The sequence below is a fragment of the Azospirillum doebereinerae genome (assembly GCF_003989665.1).
Classification (GTDB): Bacteria; Pseudomonadota; Alphaproteobacteria; order Azospirillales; family Azospirillaceae; genus Azospirillum; species Azospirillum doebereinerae.
In genome coordinates, this window is the sequence record NZ_RZIJ01000040.1 from 1 (window position 1) to 20,755 (window position 20,755).

Consider the following 20,755-nt stretch of genomic DNA (forward strand, 5'->3'; position numbering starts at 1 on the left):
AGCACAACCTCTCGGTCGTCGCGCATCTGTCGGACACCATCACCGTGCTGCGGCGCGGCGAGATCCTGGCCGAGGGTTCATACGACGTCGTATCGAGGAACCCGCAGGTGATGGAGGCCTACATGGGCACGGGGGCCGCCGGCCATGCTTGAGATGCGCGACTTGCACGGCTTCTACGGCGAGAGCCACGTCCTCCACGGCGTCTCGCTGAACGTCCAGCAGGGCGAGGTGGTCACCCTGCTGGGGCGCAACGGCGCCGGCAAGACCTCGACCATGCGCTCGATCATGGGCATCCTGTCCAAGCGCCGGGGCTCGATCAAATTCCAGGGTGAGGAACTGATCGGCATGGCGCAGCACAAGGTGCCGCGTCTGGGCATCGGCTACGTGCCGGAGGAGCGCGGCATCTTCTCCAGCCTCAGCGTCGACGAGAACCTGACCCTGCCGCCGGTGGTGAAGGAGGGCGGCATGACCGTCGCCCAGATCCACGACCTGTTCCCCAACCTCAAGGGGCGCGGCACCACGCAGGGGACGCGGCTGTCGGGCGGCGAGCAGCAGATGCTGGCCATCGCCCGCATCCTGCGCACCGGCGCCACCCTGATCCTGCTCGACGAGCCGACCGAGGGGCTGGCCCCCGTCATCATCGAGCAGATCGGCGTCGCGGTGCGGGCGCTCAAGGCGCGCGGCTTCACCATCGTGCTGGTCGAGCAGAACTTCCGCTTCGCCGCCACCATCGCCGACCGCCATTACGTGATGGAGGAGGGGCACGTCGTCGACATGATCCCCAACGACCAGCTCCACGCCAACATGGACAAGCTCCACACCTATCTCGGCGTGTGAGCGGGAGACCTCTCGACATGTTCCAACTCCTCGGCATTCCGCCGCAGGCGCTGTTCGGGCAACTGCTGCTCGGGCTGATCAACGGCTCCTTCTACGCGCTGCTCAGCCTGGGTCTGGCCGTCATCTTCGGCATGCTCAACGTCGTCAACATGGCGCACGGCGCGCTCTACATGGTCGGCGCCTTCGTGGCGTGGCTGCTGCTGACCTATGTCGGCATCGGCTACTGGCCGGCGCTGGTCCTGGCGCCGCTGATCGTCGGTGCGCTGGGTTTGGTGCTGGAGCGCACGATGCTGCGGCGGCTCTACAAGGTGGACCATCTCTACGGGCTGCTGCTGACCTTCGGTCTGGCGCTGATCTTCGAGGGGGCGTTCCGCCACCAGTTCGGCGTGTCCGGCCAACCCTACCCGATCCCCGACCTGCTGAAGGGCGGCACCAACCTCGGCTTCATGTTCCTGCCGACCTACCGGGGCTGGGTGGTGGGCTTCTCGATCCTGGTCTGCGGAGCGACGTGGTTCGCCATCGAGCGCACCAAGCTCGGCGCCTATCTGCGCGCGGCGACCGAGAACCCGACGCTGGTCCAGGCCTTCGGCATCAACGTGCCGGTGATGGTGTCGCTGACCTACGGCTTCGGCGTGGCGCTGGCCGGGCTGGCGGGCGTGCTGGCGGCGCCGATCTATCAGGTCAACCCGCTGATGGGGGCCAACCTGATCATCGTGGTGTTCGCGGTGGTGGTGATCGGCGGCATGGGCTCGATCCTGGGCGCCATCGTCACCGGGCTGGGGCTGGGTCTGCTGGAAGGCGTGACGAAGGTCTTCTACCCGGAGGCCTCGAACATCGTCGTCTTCGTCATCATGGCGGTGGTGCTGATGATCAAGCCCGCCGGCCTCTTCGGGCGGGAGAAATAAGCCATGACCACACGGAGCCCCACACAGACCCAGGCGGGCCTGCGCCTGCGCGCGGCGTCGGGCGCCGCGACCCACACGGCGCTGCTGATGGGCGGCGGGCTGCTGGTCGCGGTGATCGCGCCCTTCCTGCTCTACCCGGTCTTCCTGATGAAGGTGCTGTGCTTCGCGCTGTTCGCCTGCGCCTTCAACCTGCTGATCGGCTTCGCCGGGCTGATGAGCTTCGGCCACGCCGCCTTCTTCGGCTCGGCCGCCTATGTTACGGCGCACGCGGCCAAGGTGTGGGCGCTGCCGCCGGAGCTGGCGATCCTGGCCGGGACCGCGTCGGCGGCGGTGCTGGGGCTGGCCTTCGGGGCGCTGGCGATCCGCCGGCAGGGCATCTACTTCGCCATGATCACGCTGGCGCTGTCGCAGATGGTGTTCTTCCTGGCGCTGCAACTGCCCTTCACCCATGGCGAGGACGGCATCCAGGCGGTGCCGCGCGGCACGCTGTTCGGGCTGTTCGACCTGACCGATTCGATGACGATGTACTACAGCGTGCTGGCGATCTTCGTGGCCGGCTTCGCGCTGGTCTGGCGCACCGTGCATTCGCCCTTCGGACAGGTGCTGAAGGCGATCCGCGAGAACGAGCCGCGCGCCATTTCGCTGGGCTACCGGACGGAGCGCTACAAGCTGGTCGCCTTCGTGCTGTCGGCGAGCCTCGCGGGCATGGCCGGGGCGACCAAGGCGCTGGTGTTCCAGCTCGCCAGCCTGACCGACGTGACGTGGCAGATGTCGGGCGAGGTGGTGCTGATGACGCTGCTGGGCGGCATGGGCACGCTGTTCGGCCCGGTGGTCGGCGCCGCGCTGGTGGTGACGCTGGAAAGCTATCTGGCGGCGACCAGCCTGCCGGTGCCCGTCGTCATCGGCTGCATCTTCGTCGTCTGCGTGCTGGTCTTCCGCAAGGGCATCGTCGGCGAGATCAAGCACTGGTTCGAGAATCGGTCGAAGTAAACCGCCGCTTTTCTCTGCGACCATAACAGCACGGGCGGTGGGCGCGCCCTGTTGCGGGCGGTCTGCGGCTACAACCCCGCCGGGGTCAAGGCGATGCGCTTGCGCTTCGAGGCTCCGGTCTTCCCTGGCAAGAGCTTGTGCGTCACGCTGCGGCTCGCAGCCCCGGACCGCACCCGCTTTTCGGCCAACGCGGTGGAACGGGGGCTGCGCGTCGTGGACGAAGGCCTGTTGGAACATATTGGAACGCCAGGCATGACGAACACAAGGGAAGGAAAACGCGCATGAAGGCGGTTCTGTGCAAGGAGTTCGGTCCGGCCGACCGGCTGGTCGTCGAGGAGATCGCGCCGGTGGCGGCCGGTCCGGGGCAGGTGGTCGTCGCGGTGAAGGCCTGCGGCATCAACTTCCCCGACACGCTGCTGATCCAGGACAAGTACCAGTTCAAGCCGGCGCTTCCCTTCGCGCCCGGCGGCGAGATCGCCGGCGTCGTCACCAGCGTGGGGGAGGGCGTGACCGCCTGGAAGCCCGGCGACGCGGTCATCGCCTTCACCACCTGGGGCGGGCTGGCGCAGGAGCTCGCCGTCGACGCCAACCGGCTGATCCCCAAGCCGCCCGGCCTGGGCTTCGTCGAGGCCGCCGGCTACGCGATGACCTACGGGACCTCGCTCTACGCGTTGGACGACCGGGGCGCGCTGCAAGCGGGCGAGACCCTGTTGGTGCTGGGCGGGGCCGGCGGCATCGGCGTCGCCGGCATCCAGATCGGCAAGGCGATGGGGGCACGGGTCATCGCCGGAGTCTCCACACCCGAGAAGGCCGCGTTCTGCCGCCGGATCGGCGCCGACGATACCATCGACTACACCCAGCCCGACACCAAGGACCGGCTGAAGGCGATGACCGGGGGCAAGGGGGTGGACGTCGTGCTCGACCCGGTCGGCGGGCGCTACACCGAGATGGCGCTGCGCGGCATCGCCTGGGACGGGCGGCTGCTGGTGGTCGGCTTCGCGGCCGGCGACATCCCGAAGATCCCGACGAACCTGACGCTGCTGAAGAGCTGCGCCGTGATCGGCGTCTTCTGGGGCGCCTTCCTGCTGCGCGAGGGGCCGCAGCGGGACCGCCATCTCCAGAAGCTGGTCGATCTGCACGCCAGCGGGGCGGTGACGCCGCAGATCTCCGCCGTCTACCCGCTGGAGCAGGCGGGGCAGGCGATCCAGGATCTGCAGGACCGCCGCGCCACCGGCAAGATCGTCGTCGAGGTCGGCGGCTGAGTCACTCGAACGTCGCGTCGCGCGGGCCGAGGTCGCCGTACGCCATCTTCAGGAAGGCGTCGGCGGTCAGGTCCGCGTCGAGCAGCGCGCCGTGATGGGCGAAGCGGTCGCTGCGGTCCAGCCACAGCCGGTCGCACAGCGCGTCCAGCGACCCCGAGGCGCCGGGGAAATGCTCGTGCGACATCTCCTTGGTGCAGATGAAGCGGGCGGCGGCGAAGAACTCGCCGCCCCACGGAATCCGCCCCATCCGGGCGAACTCGTAGTTCAGGAAGTCCATCTCGTTCTCGTAGGCGTGGGCGACCAGCGGGTCGTCACCCAGGAAGGCCAGCAGATCCTCGGCCACCTGCGGGAAGCGCGGCGCGGTCTTCAGGTCGGCGGGGCGGATGTTGTGGACCTTGATGGCGTCGGGGTGGATCGGCGCGTCGGGGTTGACGCGGACCTCGTAGGTGCGGCCCTTGGTCCAGCCGTCCCCCTCGCGCAGCAGTTCCAGGCAGCCGATCTCGATGACCAGACCCGGCTGGCGCAGCCCCTTGGGCGCCTTGCGGATGTCCTCCAGGCGCGGCATGCGGCGCCCGGTCGTCTCGATGTCGATGGCGACCAGACGGTTGGCGCTGTCCCAGGGCTGCGTGGTCGGCTGCGTGGTCATCGGTGTCGTCTCCGGCTCGTGCTGTTCCTCGCCCACTGGTAGAGCGTGGGCGCGCCGCCGTCGAGCGAAACCGACAAAAAGCGCCCTACCAGCGATAGCCGAGGCTGGCCGTCACCATCCGCCCGCTGCCGAAGAAGCAGCTGTCCACCCCGGCGCAGGAGGCGACGTAGAAGCGGTCGGTCAGGTTGCTGGCGTTGACCTGCACGCTGGCGCCTTCCAGCCGCCGGTTCAGACGCCCCAACTCGTAGCGCAGCGAGGCGTCGAGCAGAGTCACGCCGGGCACCTTGAAGGTGTTGGTCGCGTTGCCGAAGCTCTCGCCGATGTAGCGCGTGCCCAGCCCGGCCGACAGCCCGTCGAGCACTCCGCCGAGCGCGCCAGCGTCGCCGGTGTATTCGACCCACAGCGCCGCCTGCCGCCCCGGAATCCGCGCCGGGGTCCTGCCGAGCGAGGTGGCGATGCTGGTCCGCGTGACCTCCGCGTCGACGTGGCTGTAGGAGGCGATCAGCGACACGGTCCGGGTCAGATCGCCGCGCGCCTCCAGTTCGACGCCCCGGCTGTGGACCTCGCCGATCTGCACGTTGTAGCCGATGGCGCTGTCGTAGGTGACGACGTTCCGCTGCCGGATGTCGAACAGCGTGGCGGTGAACAGGGCGGCCCCGCCCTTGGGCTGGTATTTGACGCCGAGTTCGACCTGTCGGCCGATGGTCGGCTTGAAGGGATCGGCGCCGGGAGCGCCGGTGCTCAGCTCCGGCTCGAAGGAGGTGCTGACGCTGGCGTAGGGAGCGAGTCCGTTCTCGAAATTGTGCATCAGCCCGGCCCGGTAGGACAGGTGTCCGTCGTCGCGGCGGCTGTCGGCGCCGATGCGGTTGGCGATGCGGGTCCGCGCCCGGTCGTGCCGGGCGCCCAGCAGCAGCGACCAGCGGTCCAGCGTGACTTGATCCTGAAGGTAGAGGCCGAGCTGCGAGGCGACCGCATGCTGGTCGCTGGTCGGCGCCATCGGGCCGACGGCGACGTGGTAGGCCGGGTTGCGCCAGTCGATGGTCGGGGCGGGGCCGCGCCGGATGAAGGAATCGGTGCCGGTCCGGCGGTAGTCGAGCCCGGCGAGCAACGTGTGGCCGAGCGGACCGGTCGCGAAGCGGGATTCGAGCTGGTTGTCGACGGTGATCTGGTCGACGATTTCGCGGTCGGCGCTGGCGGCCCGGGTCAGCGTGCGCTGATCGGGCTGGAGGGCGGAAAGCGAGAGCGTGTCGTATTCCGATTCCAGATGGGTGTAGCGGGCGTTCTGCCGCAGCGTCAGGCGGTCGTCCAGCCGGTGTTCGAACTGGTGGCCGATGGAGGTCTGCTCGCGGGTGGAGCGCTGGAAGTCCGGATCGCTGATGAAGAAGCCGCGCGGCAGCTTGCCGTAGCCGAGCGACCCTTCCGACACGGTGCCAACCGACGGCAGGAAGTTGCGGTAGCCGGCCTTCGGGTCGTTGTGGTAACTGGCGAGCAGTGTCAGTTCGGTCCGGTCGCCGGGCTTCCAGGTCAGCGAGGGCGCGACGGCGACGCGCTCCTGCTGCGAGAAATCCTCGTCCAGGTCGAAGCGGTTGCCGAGCCCGACGACGCGGTAGAGCAGGTCTCCATCCTCGGTCGCCGGGCCGCCCAAATCGAAGGCGCCCTCCAGCCGGCCGTTGTCGCCGGCCTCCACCCGGATCTCGTGGGCGGCCTTTGCCGATGGGCGCTTGCTGACGAGGTTGATCAGGCCGCCGGGGTTGGTCTGGCCGTACAGCATCGAGGAGGGGCCGCGCAGCACCTCGACCCGTTCCAGCAGCCACGGGTCGATCTGGCCGATGGATCCCGACCCGTAACCCAGCCCGTCGAGCATGCGCGGCGCGTAGCCGAAGCCCCGGATGAAGGTTTCGTCGTGCAGGTTGGACGATCCCCGGTACTCTGCGAAGACGCCGCTGGAATAGCGCAGGGATTGCGCGACGGATTTGACGTTCTGGTCGTCCATCTGCGTGCGCGGGATGACGGAGATCGACTGCGGGGTGCGGATCAGGGGGGTTTCAGTCTTGGTGGCGGTGGCGCTCTGCGTGGCGACGTAGCCCTGGACGGGGCCGCGCGCGGTCTCGCCGGTGCCGGGCTCGCCCTCCACCATCACCGGCGCGAGGTTCACCGCCCCGTCCCTGGCCGCGTCGGCGGCGAATCGGCGCAGGATGACGGTGTCGCCGCCGGACACGCTGTAGGCGAGCTTCGTTCCGATCAACAGCCGCCGCAGCGCTTGGTCCGGCGTCAGCAGGCCCTCGACCCCCGGCGTCGCGAGGCCGTCGATCAGGGCGCCATGCACCGAGACCTGCCAGCCGGATTGCTGTCCGAACAGGGCGAGGGCGTCGGTCAGCGGTTGCGGCGGAATGGCGAAACGCTTCTGGCCGGCGGCGGGCTGCCGGGGCTGGGAGACCGCCGCGTCGCGCGCGCCGGCCGGGGAGGGCGCGCCCAGGGCCGCCAGGGCGGCCGTCATCGCCGCCGCCGCGAGCCGCCGCGCCGCCCGCCGCCGCGCAAGCCCGGTTCCAGTCCTTCCGCCCGCCCTTGCTCTCACCGCCCACTCCCGCTTCCCGACCATTCAGGTCCGGGACGCACGCCATTTTTAAGAGTGAGACTTAATCGCATTTATTCTGTCAAGCGGCGAACGCGCCGATCCTGTCCCCGCGTCATGGTCGCGGCCCTTGCCTGTGGATTTCGCCGGCCGCGCGGTCGCTCAGGCGCCGGACACGACCAGCAGCCAGGGCGAGATCCGGCGCAGCGTCGCCCCTTGCGCGGCGGCCACGGCCTGCAGCGCCGCGACCGGGTCGGACAGGTTGTAGACCCCGGTCAGGGGCTGCGCCGCCAGCGTCTCGCCGCGCAGCACGATGAGACCGTTGTAATAGGGCCGCAGGGCGTCCACCACCTCGGCCACCGGGCGCTGCTTGACGACCAACTGGCCGTGCTGCCAGGACGCCACCTGCTGCGGCGGCAATTGGCTGCGCAGGGGGGGGCCGTCCCAGGCGATCCGGACCCGCTCGCCGGCGGTCAGCCGCTCCGACACCGGGCGCTTGTCGACCGAACCGTCGACTTGAACGATTCCGTCGCGGACGGAGACCTCGGCGGCCGAATGGTCGATGCGGACGCCGAAGGAGGTGCCGATGTCGGTGGTCTCGAGGTCGCAGGCCGCGACGACGAAGGGGCGGGCAGGGTCTTGCGCGACCTCGAAGAAGGCTTCGCCCTTCAACAGGCGGATTTGGCGCCGGTTGCCGGTGAAATCGACGCCGATGGCGCTCTCCGGGGCCATCCGCACCGTGGTGCCGTCGGCGAGCTGGAAGGACTGCACTTCCGCCGTGCCGGTCCGGTGGTCGGCCTCCAGGCGGATCAGCAGGCTCGGGAACAGCAACATCACGATGCCGGCCGCGAGCGCCGCCAGCGGCAGGCCGACGCCGAGCCGCCAGCCGGCGCGCGGCCCCGTAGCCCGCCTGGGGCGGAACGGGATGGGGGTGGGCGGGGGAGGCGGCGCGGGGCGGTTGGCCGCGTCGCCCCAGACATGGCGGTGAACGGGCACGGTCATCCCCATCAACTCGATGGTGCGGGTCATTTCCTCCCAGTCGATGACGTTGGCCGGGCTTTGGGCCAGCCAAGCGTCGAGACGGGCGTGCAGGGCGCAATCGTCCGGCGCCTCGGCGAGCGCCACGATCCATTCGCTCGCCTTCGTCGGTTCCGCCATCGCCCCTTCGAGCGGGTCCGACGATTCCTGTTTGCCCATCCCCAATCCTCCGGCTCGCTGCGGCGCCGCCGCCTGTCGGCGTGGCGCCCTCCGCGGGCGATGTCGTCCCCCCACTTTATAAACGCGTGGCGAGGGGCGCGCTTTCAAAAGAATTTTGACGCATTGCCTTCGTCGGGCTGAAAAACTCAGCCATCCAGAAGGGGCCGCGTCACCGGCGGCAAAGGCGGGCGCGGCAATGCTCCAGCCCGCTGATGACCAGCCCATGCGCGGTGCCGATGGAGACATCCAGGAACGCCGCGATGTCCTTCAAGGGGGAGCCGCCGAACCGGTGCATCTCCAGGGCGATCCTTGTCCGCTCCGGCAGTTCGGCCATCGCGTCGCGCAGGACGCGCAGCTCGTCCCGGCCCACGGCCTCCGCCTCGGGCGAGGGACGGTCCTCCGGGGTTTCCTCGGCCTGGGCGGTGTCGGCCAGGATCAGGCGCCCCTCGCGCGTCTTGCGGCGGCGGCCGTCGACGGCGAGGTTGCGGACGATGCGGTAGAGGTAGCCGAGCGGCTCGTCGAGCGGCCGGGCGCTGGCGACGGCGTCGAAGCGCAGGAACGCCTCCTGGAGGACGTCCTCGGCGTCGGCGTGATCGCCGACGATGCCGCTGGCGTAGGCCAGCAACTCGTCGCGATGCGCCGTGAACAGCGCCACTATTCCCATGTCCTGCCGCAAGGTCGTGTGTCTCGATCCCGAATGGACAGCCCGGCTCCACTCCGGGATGCGCCCAGCGCAGCCGTGATTGTACTAAGGCTGAGAATGATTCTCAATATTGCTGTGCGTTTGCTCAGGCCGCCTGGGCGGTCCGGCGGGGCACCAGGGCCGCGGCATTCTGCAGCACCTCCGGTCCGGCGCCGGGGCGGTGGGCGTTTTCGCTGATGTGGCGGCGCCACGCGCGGGCGCCGACCAATCCCTGGAACAAGCCCAGCATGTGGCGGGTGATCGCCGACAGCGGGGTCCCCCGCGACAGCCGGTCCTCCACATAGGGGATCATCGCGTCCACCACGGCGTGGCGGTCGGGTCCGGGAGCGCCGCCGAACAGGCGACGGTCGGCGTCGGCCAGCAGATAGGGAGTCTCGTAGGCGGCGCGGCCGATCATCACGCTGTCGAACGTGGTCAGATGCTGCTCCGCCTCGTCCAGACTGCGGATGCCGCCGTTGATGGCGATGGTCAGATGCGGGTTTTCCTGCTTCAGCCGATGGACGAGGTCGTAGCGCAGCGGCGGAACGTCGCGGTTCTCCTTAGGGCTGAGGCCCTTCAGCCAAGCCTTGCGGGCGTGGACGATGAAATGGGTGCAGCCGGTGGCCGAGACGGTACGGACGAAGCGGTCGAGCGTCGGCCATTCCTCCATTTCGTCGATGGCGATGCGGGACTTCACGGTGACCGGGATCGACACGGCGTCGCGCATGGCTCCGATCAGGCGGGCGACCAGATCCGGCTCCGCCATCAGGCAGGCGCCGAACCGCCCGGACTGCACGCGGTCGCTGGGGCAGCCGACGTTGAGGTTGACCTCGTCGTAGCCCCAGTCCTCGGCGATCCGCGCGCAGGCGGCCAAGTCGGCCGGGTCCGAGCCGCCCAGCTGCAAGGCGACCGGATGCTCCACCGCGTCGAAGCCCAGCAGCCGCTCGCGGTCGCCGTGCAGCACGGCCCCGGTCGTCACCATCTCGGTGTAGAGCAGCGTGTTTCGCGACAACAGGCGGTGGAAGGTGCGGCAATGCCGATCGGTCCAGTCCATCATCGGGGCCACGGATAGGGGAACCGAATTATTTTTCAATATGCTATCTGGGTCTTTTGCGGTTTCGTTGGTCTCGTTGATCATAACATTCCCCAAGGTTTCCCAACGTTCCCAGACATTCTGTTGCGCCGAGTAGCACATCGCTGTACCGCTCACTCCCATGTTGTACCCGACCGGGGGCAGGCATGGGAACCATCGTCCCTCGCAAGCGAAAGAGCGGCAGCACCGCCTATCTTGAGCGCCGCCATCGACCTGACGCTAGCGCGCTGATCGAGGACGGCCATGGCGCCGCGCTGGCACGCTCCAGGGGCGAGAAGACGAGACCCGTTCCAAGACTGACCAGTGTCCCCAAGATGCCGATGAAGAGCCCAATGACGAAGTACCAAGGGGAGTGTTCAATGATGTTTTGGCATCGTCTGGCGTTTGCGGGGCTTTTCGTCGCCGCGTCCGTCGTTTCGATGACGGCTGGCGCCCAGCAACCCGCGCCGCTGCAAGCGGGCGAAATCCTGGAGAACGGTGGCGGGCAGCAGGTCAAGGTGCTCCAATGCCGACCGGTTTCCTACGGTCGCGAATGTCAGACGGTTGCCTGGGAGAATGGGCGCGCGGCCTCCAACCCGGCTTGGTGGGACGAAGACATGCTGCGGAAGGGTGACGCGCGTGTCCGGGAGTCCCTGGGGAAGCCGCCACGCGGTGGGGTCAAGACGGATGCGCAGGCCAACCTCCCCACACCCTTGGGGCAGGTCCCGAAAGTCCACGCCGGCGATCTCCCCAAAGCGGCGGCGGACGGCGCTCCGGCTGCTGGTGGGCGGGTACCCGACGGCGCCTATAAGTGTCAGATGTGGATGGGCTCAAGCTATGTGAACTTGGGCATGGTACGCAGCGCCGGAGGCGTGCTGAATCCCGATCCACTCGCAAAGGTGGGGGCGACGATCACCGGCGTGACGCCGTCCGCGGACGGCATGACGATCAGCTACACGACGGCCCGCGGGTATCGCGAGAGCATGGACTGCACGCGCGAATAGCGGAACAGACCGTGGCCGCGGCGTTCGATTCTTCGGACGGGCCATTCTGGAAATCATTGACCCCGACGCCGTCTGCGGGGAGAAGGTGGCGGCATGAACCGCGCTTCCGCTTCGATGGCGCGGGCGAATATCGGGCGCAGGGCCGTGGCCGCCGCTTGGCGGTCGATGGTCTGGCACCCCGGGGGATCGTCGACCGCATGGGGCGGGAGACGGGCGGATTTCCGAGAGCCATCGCGGGATCCTGGCGCGGGATCCTGGATGGTTAGGAGATCGGCATGACCAACGGACTTCGGCTTGTCACCCACGGCGGGTCGTTCCACTGCGACGAGGCGTTCGGCTACGCCATCCTGCGCCGTGCCTTGCCGCCGGAGGCGCTGGCCGCTTCCACGCTGGCGCGCACCCGCGACCCGCGCGTGATCGAGGCCGCCGACATCGTCTGGGATGTCGGCGGCGTCTTCGACCCGGAGCGCCGCCGGTTCGACCACCACCAGAAGGGTGCCCCGGTGCGTCCCGGCGGCTCCCCCTACTCCTCGGCCGGTCTCCTGTGGGCCGCCTACGGCCGCGACGCGGTGCGCAACATCCTGGCGGGGCGCGGCGGCGAGGATGTGGTCGAGCGGCTCTGGACCGAGGTGGACGAGCAGGTGGTCCGTCTCGTCGACCTCGCCGACAACGGCCTGCGCCCCGTCCCCGACTTCGGCGACGAGGGACTCGACCGCGCGGCCAGGATCGCCGAGGGAATGGCCCTGCCGTCCGTTGTCGAGGCGCTGAATCTGCCGTGGGACGCCGATCCAGCCAACCGCTCCCAGGGCGAGGACGAGCGCTTCGCCAGGGCGGCCGAGATCGTCGGCGCCTTCCTCGACGGCCGCATCGAGCGGAGCCGCGCGCGTCTCGCGGCCTACGACACCGTCCTGGACGCGCACGCGCGTTCGGCCGACCCGCGCGTGCTGGAGCTTGCCCGCGGCATGCCGTGGCAGGGACCGGCGCACGACGCGGACCTTCCGGTGTTGTTCGCGGTCTATCCGGACAAGGGCGGGGATGCCTGGATGGTCGGCTGCATGCCGCCCGAGCCGGGCAGCTTCGCCCAGAAGCTGCCGCTGCCCCAGGCGTGGGCCGGCCTGCGCGACGCCGAACTCGTGCGCGTGTCCGGGGTGCCGGACGCCGTGTTCTGCCACCTCAACCGCTTCATCGGCGGTGCCCGCTCACGCGCTGGCGCGCTGGCGATGGCCCGCCTTGCCATCGAACTCGCCCCCTGATCGGCCGCGCCCCGTTCTGGCAGAGGGCGGAACAGGGCCGCTCCGTTGACGGTCGGGGGAAGGATCGGACGGGGCGGTGGCATCAGGTCGGAATGAGCGCGGCGACGTCCCGGTCGGTGTTTCGGTCGCTGGCGGCGAGCCCCACGGCCACCCCGGCCCGGTCGGCGGCGGGCCGGTTCTGGCTCATCTTGCGCTTCCCCTCGATTCGCGCGATCGGCAACCGCAGGCCGACGATGCCGCGCAACTGCGCGCGGATGAAATCGTCCGGGGCGTCGGCGACGGCCCAGGGGGCAGCCCGCGTCCCTTCGTGGAGGTCCGTCAGCCGGGTGACCACGTCGAGCAGCCGATCCGCGTCGTCGAAGAATTCGGCCGGGCCGTAGGCGTGCACCGCGACGTAGTTCCAGGTCGGCACCACCTTTCCATGCTCGCCCTTCGCCGCGTACCAGGACGGGGAGACGTAAGCCTCCGGGCCGGTGAACAACGCGATGGCGTCGCCGACCGCAGGCTGCTTCCATTGCGGGTTGGCGCGGGCCAGATGGCCGTAGAGGGTGCCGTTCGGACCTTCGTCAGGCGCCAGGAACAGCGGCAACGGCGTCGCCATGAGCCCCTCGCCGGTGGCGGTCACGAGGTTGGCAAGGCGCGCCTCCCGCATCGCCGCGTGCAGGGTCGGCAGGTCATCCTCGCGGAAGGCGGGCGGGACATACATCGAGGCGTCTCCATGTCAGGGCGTGGCTGGATCATGGAGCGCGACTGGCCCACAATGAACGTCCAGTTTCACGCATTCCTGATGGGCCAGTTCATCGACATGCCGGAGCATCCATCGCAGTCGCGACTCACCGACAGGATCTGCCAGTCGATCCGGGACCGGATCGCCTCCGGGGTCCTCGCTTCCGGCGCTCGGGTGCCGTCGACTCGGGCGTTGGCCGCGGAATGGGGGGCTTCCCGCACGACCGTAACCGCGGCCTACGATCAGCTGATCGCCGAAGGCTACCTGGAAGCGCGCCAGGGGGCCGCCACCCGGGTCGCGTCCGGCCTTCCGCAATCGCCACTTCCGTCGCAGCACCCTGCGTCCCGGCATCGGAAGTCCGTGGAACCATCCGGCAACCTGTCCGCCTACGGCCGGCGGCTGGCGGCCTTCGCCATCCCGACCGAGGGTGATCGCAAGGCGCTGGCGGTCGATTTCCGCTATGGCGACATCGCGGGCGACGACTTCCCGCGCCTGGCGTGGAAGCGGGCCGTCACGGCCGCGCTGCTCCGCAAGCGGCCCAGCCTGCGGTATGGCGATCCGTCCGGTTCGCCGCGCCTGCGGACCGCCCTGCAAGGCTATCTCTGGCGGGCACGGGCCATGCGGTGCGAACCGGACCAGATCGTCATCGTCAACGGCTCGCAGCAGGGCATCGACCTTTGCGCGCGGCTGCTGCTGGACCCGGCCGACCGGGTGCTGATGGAGAATCCCGGCTACGGCTTGGCCCGGCAGGTGTTCCAGGCGGCGGGGGCCGACGTCATCCCGATCCCGGTCGACGAGGACGGCATGAGGACCGAGCGCCTTCCTCCGGCGCGTCTCGCCTACACCACGCCGTCCCATCAGTTCCCGCTCGGCGGCGTCATGTCGGCGGCGCGTCGCCGTGACCTGCTGGCTTGGGCCGAGCGCGGCGGCGGGTACGTCATCGAGGACGACTACGACGGCGAGTACCGCTTCGACGTCTCGCCCATCCCGGCCTTGCAGGTCCTAGACGATGCCGGGCGCGTCATCCACCTCGGCACGGTCTCGAAGATCCTGTCACCGGACCTGCGCCTCGGCTACCTCGTCGTCCCCGAGACGATGGCCCCGGTCTTCGCGAAGGCGAAGAGGCTGGCGGACCGGCACACGCCGGGGCCGGAACAGGAGGCGCTGGCCGACCTGATCGAGAGCGGCGCCTATGAGAGGCACATCAGGCGGGTCCGCCGCAGGAACGGCGAACGCCGCTCCGCGCTCCTCGCCGCGCTGGCCGAGACGTTCGGCAAGGATGTCACGGTCGTCGGAGCCGCGGCCGGGCTCCATGTCCTGGTCTGGCTGAACAGCGTGCCGCGAGTTCGGGAAGAGGCGCTGATCGCGAGAGCGTGGGCGGCGGGCGTGGGCATCTATCCCGTCGGCCCGCTCTTCGACCCGGCCGCGGCCGCGCCGGATCTCGCGACGGCCGGACTGGTCGTGGGCTATGCAAGCCTCGACGAGGAGGCGATCCGACGGGGCGTTCGGCTGTTGAGGCAAGTGGTCGACGAGAGCCAGCCTGATCGGCCGGGGTCGTCCTGCCGCTGGCCGCCGAGAAGCAACTGACGATCCGGTGTCCGGTTTCCAGGTCCATGGGCTCCTCTGGCCGATCCCGTCCGTCGAGATGGGGGGAGGCGCAGGTGAGCCTCCTCCGGATTGGTGGACACCTCTGTTAAGCTCCCGCTGGGAGCGGAGAGGTGGACATGACGACGAAACGGCGCTTCTTCACGGACAAGTTCAAGCGGGAGGCCGTGGCCCTGCTGGAAAGCAGCGGCCGGCCCCTGGAGCAGGTTGCCAAGGAAGGCAGCGTCCGAACCGAAACGTGCGGCCGTGCGGGCCGGTTCTCCGATCCGGAAACCAAACTGTTCATTGCGCTATGATTGACCGCTCCATCTGCGGCAAGACGCGGGAATCGACGTCTGCCGGACAACGGAATTGTCGTTGCGCACTTTGGAATCTTCTCAAAATTTGTCCGGTCCGCTGGCGATCGCCGAACGGTTTTCACCAGCCCGGCTGTTGCAGGGCGACGGCGCACCCCCGGCGACGAACTCCAGCAGGTCGTCGGGCAGCTCGTCGTCGATCGCTTCCGATGGCTGCGGCAACACGATGTGGATTTCCAAGGGAGCGTCGGCAAAAATCACGGGTTGGAGCCGGGCGGCAGATCGAGGTCGTTGTTGGTGATGCGCAGGAACATGGCGCGCGGGTCCGCCGGCGCTTGCCGACGCAGGTCGGGATTCCGCTCGGCCGCATCGAACAGCACATTCTCGAAAAATTTCCGCGTGTCGTCGGTTCGGGGATATCGCCGGCTTCGTCCGGCAGGGCCAACGCGTGTCCGGCGCGCAGAAGGGGTTGCCGAAAATCCCAACGGACCCAGCCACCATCCCATTCGCTCAGAGGGACGCTCCGGTCCGGGAGCCATTGGGGCGGACATTATCCCGTTGCCAATATGACCGGGATTTAAACCGGGCGGAGTCGATCAGGAAGATTACCGGACAATAAAAAGAAGCAGATTCTTCATATTTCTCAAGCATCTTCGTAAGAGCAAACCATACACTGGCTCCTATTCGGACAGCGGGATGTGCGTTTAATGGACGACAGCAACGTCGACGATTCGGGCACGGTGAAACAGGTTTTGCCATGCGACAGCCTGGACACCTCCAGGTTGCCGCCCGAGGCCCGGCTGGATGCCCTGCGGGAAGCGATGGGCGTGCTGCTCGACGTCACGCCGGCGGATTCGGACGAAGGACGGTTGCCGGCCCGTTTCGATGCCTGGCTGATGGGGCCGGCGGTGCTGGCCGAGGTCGACCTCCCCAGCCTAAGCTATATCCGAACGCCGGGCGCCATCGCGCGCGATGGGCGCGACTGCCTGATGGTGCAGGTCTACCGCGAGGGGCAGAGCCGGGTCGTCGGCGGCGCGTCCGAGACGATCATCCGGCCGGGCGATCTGATGATCACCGACTTCGCGCAGCCGATCGCGACGGAAGAGACGCGGATCATGAACATCAGCCTGATGGTTCCGCGCGATCAACTGGCCCCGCTGCTGCGCGATCCCGACGCCCATGGCGGTCGCCGGGTGGCGGGAGACCGTCCGCTCGCCCGCCTCGTCGGCGCGCATCTGTCCAGCCTCGCGCGGGAGGCGCCGCACATCCCGGTCGCCGAGGCGGAGACGGTGCTGGCGGGCACGCTCCAACTGGTTGCCGCCGCGCTGAACGGCGAGCCGGACGCGGCGACCGTCGGCGGCGTGCGGGGCAGCGTGGTGCGGGAGATCCGTGCCTTCATCGACGCCAACATCCTCGACCCCGGCCTGGGACCGGACCGCATCATGGCGGTCTTCCGAATTCCGCGCTCGACGCTCTACCGGCTGTTCCAGCCCTATGGCGGAATCGTCCACCACATCCAACGGCGCCGCCTGCACCGGGCGCTCGCCGACCTCAGCAATCCCGGTTGCAACCACATGACCGTGGCGGAGTTCGGCGCCATGGCCGGCTACACCCATCCGCATGACTTCATCCGGGCCTTCCGGCGCGCCTTCGGCATGACGCCCGGCGACGTCCGTCACCAGGCCCGCCTCGCCGGCCGGGCGCGCTGGTCACGCCCCACGACCGTCCAGCCCGCCTGGGTCGACTGGATCCGGGCGATGAACTGACGGGATGCCCGGCCGCCGCACCCGGTAAAGCTCATCGGAAAAGTCGGCGAAGGCCGCGACCCGCCGTCGCATGAAGGCGAGGATCGCCGGGGTGCGCGGGAAGCTGTCGATGCGCCAGACGCTGCCGGGGCCGGGTGAAAAGCCGGGCACGCGGCTGCGCGCGCCGTCCCACCGGATTCCCCGAACGTCCCAGCCGGCGGGTTTCCCCGATCCGGTGGGACGATGGGACGTACGCCGGGCTCGGTGAGACGGCGGGCATTCCGGCGAGGGGGCGTCGTCGAGTGTCGCTGGCGGCTGGAGCGGCGTTCGGTCCTATCATCGCCACGGGTCGGATGGTGCTTCAAACCAGAGTGGACGGTCGCAGGGTGGACAGGTCGATGGAGTCAAGGCTGGGGAGCGGCGCCGGTCCGCGTCCGTCGGATACCCCCCGGCCGCCTCGCCATCCCAACCGCTGATCCATTGAGGGAGCCGGACCGCATGGCGTCATCCCCCTCGGACCGCCTGTTCCGCAAGGCGGCGCTCGACCGCCTGTCCTCGCCGGAGGAGCTGGACCGCCTCGTCACCCTGACCAAGCCGCGCGGCTGGCTGGCGCTGGGCGCGACCGGCGCCCTGCTGGGGCTGGCGGTGGGCTGGGGCATCGTCGGCACCCTCCCGACGCGGGTGTCGGGACCCGGCATCCTGGTCAACAGCGGCGGCCGGGTGTTCGACGCGGTCGCTCCGGCCTCCGGCCTGCTGGTCGCCCCGGCGCTGCGGTCCGGCGACGCGGTGAAGGCCGGGCAACTGCTGGCCCGCATCGATAAGCTCGACCTGGAGCAGACGCTCGCCCACGCCCAGGCGGTGCTGACGGAGCGCGAGGAGGATCTGGCCCGCCGGGCCGACCGGCTCGACCGCGAGGCGGCGGCCAAGCGCGCCAACTTCGCCAGCCGCCGCGCGGCGCTGCGTCAGGTCGAGGAGGCGGCCGAGAGCCGCGTCCAGTTCATGGACAGCCTGCTGCGCGGGCAGGAGGACATCGCGGCGCGCGGCTTCACCACCCGCCAGCGCGTCGAGGAGACGCGGCAGGATCTGGCCGCCGCCCGCCAGAAGGTCAGCGACGCCAGGAGCCAGCGCCTCCAGATCGACACCGAGGAGCTGGACATGGCCAGCCGTGCCGAGCAGACGCTGTCCGACGGCCGCGACCGGGTGGCCGACGCCCGGCGCCACGTCGAGGAGACCCGCCTGCACATCGAGCAGAACACCCGCATCCTCAGCCCGACCGACGGGCGCGTCACCGAATGGAAGGTGGCCGAGGGCGCCCGGATCGCCGCCGGCACCCCGGTGGTCAGCATCGAGAGCGGGGCGAGCGGCTTGCAACTGATGCTCTACGTCCCGCCCGAGCACGGCAAGAAGCTGAAGCCCGGCATGGACGTCCGCGTCGCCCCCTCCACCGTGCGCAAGGAGGAGTACGGCACGCTGGTCGGCACCGTCGCCGAGGTGTCCGACTTCCCCTCCACCCCGCAGGGCATGCTGGCGGTGTTGCAGAACGACCGGCTGGTCCAGCAGTTCTCGGCCAAGGGACCGCCCTTCGCGGTGCGGGTGGACCTGACGCGCGACGCCGCGTCGCCCGGCGGCTACCGCTGGTCGTCCGGCGGCGGCCCGCCGCTGACCGTCACCAGCGGCACCCCCGCCGAGGGCGAGGTGACCATCCGCGAGCAGCCGCCGCTGGCCTTCGTCATCCCCGCCCTGCGCAAGGCGAGCGGGCTGTGAGCGACGGCAAGGCTCCGCGCCCCAAGCAGACGCGGGTCCGCACGCCGACCGTCCTTCAGATGGAGGCGGTGGAGTGCGGCGCCGCCTCGCTCGGCATCGTTCTGGCGCATTTCGGCCGCTGGGTGCCGCTGGAGGAGCTGCGCGCGGCCTGCGGGGTGTCGCGCGACGGCAGCAAGGCCAGCAACCTGCTGCGTGCCGCCCGCGCCTACGGCCTGACCGCCAAGGGCTTCAAGAAGGAGCCGGACAAGCTGGCCGACATGCCCTGGCCGCTGATCGTCCATTGGAACTTCAACCATTATCTGGTCTTCGAGGGCTTCAAGGGCGACCGCGCCTTTCTAAACGACCCGGTCACCGGCCCGCGCAGCGTCACCCGCGCCGAGTTCGGCGAGGCATTCACCGGCGTCGCGCTGGCCTTCGAGAAGGGGCCGAATTTCGTCCCCGGCCGCAAGCCGCCCGGCTTCGCCCGCATGCTGGGCCGGCAACTGGCGCGGTCGCGCGCGGCGGTCGGCTACGCGCTGGCCGCCAGCCTCGCGCTGGTGCTGCCGGGGATCGCGCTGCCGGCCTTCTCCAAGGCCTTCGTCGACGAGGTGCTGATCGGCGGACAGCGCGGCTGGCTGGCCCCGCTGCTGCTCGGCATGGCGGCGACGGCGCTGCTGCGCGGGCTGCTGACCGCCTTGCAGCAGGGGGCGCTGCTGAAGCTGGAGACCAAGGTCGCGGCGGTGATGGCCAGCCGCTACCTGTGGCGGCTGCTGCAACTGCCGGTGCCCTTCTTCGGCCAGCGCCACCCCGGCGACATCGCCGGGCGCGTCGCGGCGAACGACCGGGTGGCGCGGCTGCTGTCGGGGGAGCTGGCGACGGCGGCGATGAACCTGCTGAGCGTCGTCTTCTTCGGGCTGGTCATGCTGACCTACGACCCGGCGCTGTCGGCTGTGGTCTTCCTGCTGGCCGCCGGCAACACGCTGATCCTGCGCGGCGCGTCCCGCGGGCGCAACGACGCCGGGCGGCGCCTGCTGTCGGAACAGGCCAAGCTCGGCGCGGTCACCGTCGGCAGCATCCAGGCGATCGAGACCCTGAAATCCGCCGGGCTGGAGGGGCAGGCGTTCGAGCGCTGGGCCGGCTATCAGGCCCGGCTGCTGTCGGTGCGCCAGACGCTGGGCGTCCATGCGGGGCTGCTGACGGTGGCGCCCGGCGCCCTGAACGCGCTGGGCACGGCGGCGGTTCTGGGGTTGGGTGCCGTGCGGGTGATGGACGGGGCGCTGACGGTCGGCGCGCTGGTCGCCTTCCAGAGCCTCGCCGCCAGCTTCTCGGGCCCGGTGGCGCGGCTGGTCGGCATGGGCGGCACGCTGCAACGGGTGACGGCGGACCTGCAACGGCTGAACGACACGCTGGACCACCCCGTCGATCCGCAATCGGGCCTCGCGGCGTCGGAATTGGAGACGGAGACGGCGTCGGAGATGGTGGCGGAGGGGCCGGCCCGGCTCGGCGGCGCCATCGAACTGGTGGATCTGTCCTTCGGCTACAGTGTCCTCGACCCGCCGCTGATCGAGGGGTTGTCGCTGACGCTGGCGCCCGGCATGCGGGTGGCGCTGGTCGGCGGTTCGGGCAGCGGAAAATCGACCGTCGGCCGGCTGATCTGCGGCTTGTGCCCGCCCTGGTCCGGGCAAATCCTGTTCGACGGCAAGCCGCCGTCGGCCATCCCGGTGGCCTTGCGCGCCGCCTCCGTCGCCTATGTCGATCAGGAGGTGTTCCTGTTCGACGGCACGGTGCGCGACAACCTGACCCTGTGGGACTCCACCGTCCCGGACGCCGCCCTGACCCGCGCGCTGGAGGACGCCGCCATCCTCGACGAGATCGCCGGGCGGCACGGCCAGCTCGACGCGCCGGTCGCCGAGGGCGGCGTCAACTTCAGCGGCGGCCAACGCCAGCGGCTGGAGATCGCCCGCGCGCTGACCGGCGATCCGTCGATCCTCATCCTGGACGAGGCGACCGCCGCGCTGGACGTGGCGACGGAAAAGCGGATCGACGACAATCTGCGGCGGCGCGGCTGCACCTGCGTCATCATCGCCCACCGGCTGAGCACCATCCGCGACTGCGACGAGATCATCGTGCTGAGCCGGGGCCGGGTGGTGGAGCGCGGCACCCACGAGGCGCTGCTGGCGCGCGGCGGCGAATACGCCTCGCTGATCGCGGCGGGGTGA

Annotated in this window: 20 protein-coding genes and 1 pseudogene; 13 read left to right on the top strand and 8 right to left on the bottom strand. The window is 69.7% G+C overall.

The window, feature by feature from the left end; genetic code table 11:
* From EJ913_RS28920 to EJ913_RS28945, 6 genes are all read left to right on the top strand, one after another.
* A partial coding sequence (locus EJ913_RS28920; protein WP_483398297.1) for an ABC transporter ATP-binding protein C-terminal domain-containing protein occupies positions 1 to 152 on the top strand: 152 nt, incomplete at its 5' end.
* On the top strand, positions 145 to 837 hold the full coding sequence (locus tag EJ913_RS28925) for an ABC transporter ATP-binding protein (RefSeq protein WP_127004510.1): 693 nt from the start codon (positions 145 to 147) through the stop codon (positions 835 to 837). The genes EJ913_RS28920 and EJ913_RS28925, both read left to right, overlap by 8 nt.
* A gap of 17 nt (positions 838 to 854) precedes the next feature.
* On the top strand, positions 855 to 1,742 hold the full coding sequence (locus tag EJ913_RS28930) for a branched-chain amino acid ABC transporter permease (RefSeq protein ID WP_127004512.1): 888 nt from the start codon (positions 855 to 857) through the stop codon (positions 1,740 to 1,742).
* Between the two features lie 87 nt (positions 1,743 to 1,829).
* Positions 1,830 to 2,732 (top strand): branched-chain amino acid ABC transporter permease, encoded by a 903-nt coding sequence (locus EJ913_RS28935; protein WP_238519901.1) that lies wholly within the window; start codon positions 1,830 to 1,832, stop codon positions 2,730 to 2,732.
* A 51-nt stretch (positions 2,733 to 2,783) separates the two neighbouring features.
* On the top strand, positions 2,784 to 3,017 hold the full coding sequence (locus EJ913_RS28940; RefSeq protein WP_127004516.1) for a hotdog family protein: 234 nt from the start codon (positions 2,784 to 2,786) through the stop codon (positions 3,015 to 3,017).
* Positions 3,014 to 3,994, top strand: coding sequence for an NADPH:quinone oxidoreductase family protein (locus EJ913_RS28945; protein WP_127004518.1), 981 nt, complete (start codon positions 3,014 to 3,016; stop codon positions 3,992 to 3,994). Before EJ913_RS28940 ends, EJ913_RS28945 begins: the two co-directional genes overlap by 4 nt.
* A 1-nt stretch (position 3,995) precedes the next feature.
* On the opposite strand, the gene EJ913_RS28950 is transcribed toward EJ913_RS28945, so the two are convergent.
* The 5 genes from EJ913_RS28950 to dusA all read right to left on the bottom strand — a co-directional run bounded on the left by EJ913_RS28950 (position 3,996) and on the right by dusA (position 10,148).
* Positions 3,996 to 4,640 carry an exonuclease domain-containing protein gene (locus tag EJ913_RS28950; RefSeq protein ID WP_127004520.1) on the bottom strand — a complete coding sequence of 215 codons (645 nt, stop codon included), beginning with the start codon at positions 4,638 to 4,640 and terminating at the stop codon, positions 3,996 to 3,998.
* 85 nt (positions 4,641 to 4,725) lie between these two features.
* Complete coding sequence (locus EJ913_RS28955; RefSeq protein WP_185909989.1) at positions 4,726 to 7,137, bottom strand: TonB-dependent siderophore receptor; 2,412 nt, start codon at positions 7,135 to 7,137, stop codon at positions 4,726 to 4,728.
* 237 nt (positions 7,138 to 7,374) lie between these two features.
* Positions 7,375 to 8,409: a FecR family protein gene (locus tag EJ913_RS28960; RefSeq protein ID WP_185909990.1), complete on the bottom strand. Its 1,035-nt coding sequence runs from the start codon at positions 8,407 to 8,409 to the stop codon at positions 7,375 to 7,377.
* 169 nt (positions 8,410 to 8,578) lie between these two features.
* The gene (locus EJ913_RS28965) at positions 8,579 to 9,073 is read right to left on the bottom strand and encodes a sigma-70 family RNA polymerase sigma factor (RefSeq protein WP_127004560.1); all 495 of its coding nucleotides are present in this window, start codon (positions 9,071 to 9,073) and stop codon (positions 8,579 to 8,581) included.
* Between the two features lie 124 nt (positions 9,074 to 9,197).
* A complete protein-coding gene (gene dusA, locus EJ913_RS28970; RefSeq protein ID WP_244939544.1) occupies positions 9,198 to 10,148 on the bottom strand; it encodes a tRNA dihydrouridine(20/20a) synthase DusA in 951 nt (316 codons plus the stop codon).
* Between the two features lie 182 nt (positions 10,149 to 10,330).
* On the opposite strand from dusA, the gene EJ913_RS28975 reads away from it, so the two are divergent.
* Positions 10,331 to 11,167 (top strand): hypothetical protein, encoded by an 837-nt coding sequence (locus EJ913_RS28975; RefSeq protein ID WP_127004526.1) that lies wholly within the window; start codon positions 10,331 to 10,333, stop codon positions 11,165 to 11,167.
* Positions 11,168 to 11,442: 275 nt separating this feature from the next.
* Positions 11,443 to 12,420 carry an MYG1 family protein gene (locus EJ913_RS28980; RefSeq protein ID WP_127004528.1) on the top strand — a complete coding sequence of 326 codons (978 nt, stop codon included), beginning with the start codon at positions 11,443 to 11,445 and terminating at the stop codon, positions 12,418 to 12,420.
* A gap of 82 nt (positions 12,421 to 12,502) precedes the next feature.
* Here EJ913_RS28980 and EJ913_RS28985 read toward each other — a convergent pair whose 3' ends face one another.
* Positions 12,503 to 13,126, bottom strand: coding sequence for an FMN-binding negative transcriptional regulator (locus tag EJ913_RS28985; RefSeq protein ID WP_127004530.1), 624 nt, complete (start codon positions 13,124 to 13,126; stop codon positions 12,503 to 12,505).
* Between the two features lie 33 nt (positions 13,127 to 13,159).
* Between EJ913_RS28985 and pdxR the strand changes: the two genes are divergently transcribed.
* Positions 13,160 to 14,734 (top strand): MocR-like pyridoxine biosynthesis transcription factor PdxR, encoded by a 1,575-nt coding sequence (pdxR, locus tag EJ913_RS28990; protein ID WP_244939542.1) that lies wholly within the window; start codon positions 13,160 to 13,162, stop codon positions 14,732 to 14,734.
* 137 nt (positions 14,735 to 14,871) lie between these two features.
* Positions 14,872 to 14,970 (top strand): annotated as a pseudogene (locus EJ913_RS33360) (transposase); the annotation flags it as partial.
* Between the two features lie 159 nt (positions 14,971 to 15,129).
* On the opposite strand, the gene EJ913_RS29000 reads toward EJ913_RS33360, so the two are convergent.
* Positions 15,130 to 15,309: a hypothetical protein gene (locus EJ913_RS29000; protein WP_127004534.1), complete on the bottom strand. Its 180-nt coding sequence runs from the start codon at positions 15,307 to 15,309 to the stop codon at positions 15,130 to 15,132.
* Positions 15,306 to 15,428: a hypothetical protein gene (locus EJ913_RS33145; protein ID WP_280531404.1), complete on the bottom strand. Its 123-nt coding sequence runs from the start codon at positions 15,426 to 15,428 to the stop codon at positions 15,306 to 15,308. The genes EJ913_RS29000 and EJ913_RS33145 overlap by 4 nt, the downstream gene beginning before the upstream one ends.
* Positions 15,429 to 15,755: 327 nt before the next feature.
* On the opposite strand from EJ913_RS33145, the gene EJ913_RS29005 reads away from it, so the two are divergent.
* The 3 genes from EJ913_RS29005 to EJ913_RS29015 all read left to right on the top strand — a co-directional run bounded on the left by EJ913_RS29005 (position 15,756) and on the right by EJ913_RS29015 (position 20,755).
* Positions 15,756 to 16,814 (top strand): helix-turn-helix domain-containing protein, encoded by a 1,059-nt coding sequence (locus EJ913_RS29005; RefSeq protein WP_127004536.1) that lies wholly within the window; start codon positions 15,756 to 15,758, stop codon positions 16,812 to 16,814.
* Between the two features lie 477 nt (positions 16,815 to 17,291).
* Positions 17,292 to 18,557, top strand: coding sequence for an NHLP bacteriocin system secretion protein (locus EJ913_RS29010; protein ID WP_185909992.1), 1,266 nt, complete (start codon positions 17,292 to 17,294; stop codon positions 18,555 to 18,557).
* On the top strand, positions 18,554 to 20,755 hold the full coding sequence (locus EJ913_RS29015) for an NHLP family bacteriocin export ABC transporter peptidase/permease/ATPase subunit (RefSeq protein WP_244939543.1): 2,202 nt from the start codon (positions 18,554 to 18,556) through the stop codon (positions 20,753 to 20,755). The genes EJ913_RS29010 and EJ913_RS29015 overlap by 4 nt, the downstream gene beginning before the upstream one ends.

Coding starts and splice junctions, on each gene's coding strand:
- EJ913_RS28935 (WP_238519901.1), top strand. CDS start 1,830: ATGGGCGGCGGGCTGCTGGTCGCGGTGATCGCGCCCTTCCTGCTCTAC.
- EJ913_RS28960 (WP_185909990.1), bottom strand. CDS start 8,409: ATGGGCAAACAGGAATCGTCGGACCCGCTCGAAGGGGCGATGGCGGAA.
- pdxR (WP_244939542.1), top strand. CDS start 13,160: ATGGAGCGCGACTGGCCCACAATGAACGTCCAGTTTCACGCATTCCTG.
- dusA (WP_244939544.1), bottom strand. CDS start 10,148: ATGATGGACTGGACCGATCGGCATTGCCGCACCTTCCACCGCCTGTTG.
- EJ913_RS28945 (WP_127004518.1), top strand. CDS start 3,014: ATGAAGGCGGTTCTGTGCAAGGAGTTCGGTCCGGCCGACCGGCTGGTC.
- EJ913_RS29005 (WP_127004536.1), top strand. CDS start 15,756: ATGGACGACAGCAACGTCGACGATTCGGGCACGGTGAAACAGGTTTTG.
- EJ913_RS29010 (WP_185909992.1), top strand. CDS start 17,292: ATGGCGTCATCCCCCTCGGACCGCCTGTTCCGCAAGGCGGCGCTCGAC.
- EJ913_RS28955 (WP_185909989.1), bottom strand. CDS start 7,137: ATGACGGCCGCCCTGGCGGCCCTGGGCGCGCCCTCCCCGGCCGGCGCG.
- EJ913_RS28980 (WP_127004528.1), top strand. CDS start 11,443: ATGACCAACGGACTTCGGCTTGTCACCCACGGCGGGTCGTTCCACTGC.
- EJ913_RS28985 (WP_127004530.1), bottom strand. CDS start 13,126: ATGTATGTCCCGCCCGCCTTCCGCGAGGATGACCTGCCGACCCTGCAC.
- EJ913_RS28950 (WP_127004520.1), bottom strand. CDS start 4,640: ATGACCACGCAGCCGACCACGCAGCCCTGGGACAGCGCCAACCGTCTG.
- EJ913_RS28925 (WP_127004510.1), top strand. CDS start 145: ATGCTTGAGATGCGCGACTTGCACGGCTTCTACGGCGAGAGCCACGTC.
- EJ913_RS28930 (WP_127004512.1), top strand. CDS start 855: ATGTTCCAACTCCTCGGCATTCCGCCGCAGGCGCTGTTCGGGCAACTG.
- EJ913_RS28965 (WP_127004560.1), bottom strand. CDS start 9,073: ATGGGAATAGTGGCGCTGTTCACGGCGCATCGCGACGAGTTGCTGGCC.
- EJ913_RS28975 (WP_127004526.1), top strand. CDS start 10,331: ATGGGAACCATCGTCCCTCGCAAGCGAAAGAGCGGCAGCACCGCCTAT.